This is a genomic window from Acidimicrobiia bacterium, from assembly GCA_029210695.1.
In the GTDB taxonomy this organism is placed as follows: domain Bacteria; phylum Actinomycetota; class Acidimicrobiia; order Spongiisociales; family JAHEDJ01; genus JAHEDJ01.
Genome location: JARGFH010000146.1, coordinates 1 through 1,123 on the forward strand (window position 1 = coordinate 1; position 1,123 = coordinate 1,123).

The 1,123-nt window shown below is 59.6% G+C and carries 2 protein-coding genes; one reads left to right on the top strand and one right to left on the bottom strand.

The annotated features are described in order from the left end of the window. Positions 1–298: hypothetical protein (locus P1T08_18805; GenBank protein MDF1598124.1), on the top strand; the 298-nt coding region annotated here is incomplete at its 5' end. A 622-nt stretch (positions 299–920) separates the two neighbouring features. On the opposite strand, the gene P1T08_18810 is transcribed toward P1T08_18805, so the two are convergent. Next, the coding region (locus P1T08_18810) for a DUF1670 domain-containing protein (protein MDF1598125.1) at positions 921–1,123 on the bottom strand (203 nt) is incomplete at its 5' end.

Here is a 1,123-nt window from a genome sequence, read left to right on the forward strand (position 1 = left end):
CATCGACGATGCCGCTCACCGCCTCGCACAACACGCCCTCCAAACCAACAACCCAGCCCAGGCAACATGGGCAGCCAGAAAAGGGCTCACCGCCAGCTGGGCTTGCGAAGAGTGCTACCGCAACCTCATGCGCGCCGCCATCACCCAAGACAACCAGACAGCACTCGACGCCATCTACAACGAGCTCACCGCCATCGTCGACGCCGACCAAGGCCCCGACGCCACCAGCTGGCTCGACCCCGAAACCATCGACCTCTACGAACAATACAGCCGAAACCGTCGCCGCCCCACCCGATGACCAGGAGAAACCGAACAGCGAGCCAACCCGCCAGCTCCAACTCGACCAGATCCACACCCAGCTCGAACGACTGCCCCGAGAAGGTGTGGAGAGGCTTCCTTCGGATCCCGGAGGTATACATCAACGATGCACGTTGGACGGTAAGCAGCTGAAACCGTCGTATGTGCGAAACGTGTTGGTGAGGCAGGCGGCGAAGGTAGGGATTGAGAAGAGAGTTCATCCTCACGGACTAAGCCTGGATCCACCGATTCGGTTCGGGTGGGTGTCGGGTCGGTCGGCGCTGGGATGTGGTGATCGATGTGGAACCCGCGTTTCTTGCGAGCTCAAATGGGTCTACGTGGCGATGAGCCGCGGCCGGCAAACCAACACCCTCTACCTCACCAACCCCCAACACGAGGATGAACAGTGCACGCACCCACCTCACCCACCAAGGTCGCCCCGATCCCCTCGATGGGCTCATGGGGACATGGCGTGTACGCCTGAAGAATCCTTGTGCACTATTTGATCTCGTCCGCCCCATCCATAGGATGAAGGTCTGCCCGTGACGCCGCTCGCTGAAATTCCCCAGGGTTGCTCATCGAAAATAGGGTCATATGACCTCTGAGTTGGTGTGGGGATGGGGTCACGAGGATATCTCAAGGGTCGTTGTGTCTGTTGTTATGAGTTCGTATTCCTCGATGAGGGTGAGGTACTCGTCGATGAGGCGTTCTGGCATTCCGGTGAGGAGGGGGAGCTCGTGTCGGGGGAACTTCTCTGAGAGGAGCCGGACCCGTTCGAAGCTGCGGATGTAGCGATCGACGGCGTGTTTGGAGTGGTAGGTGTTGT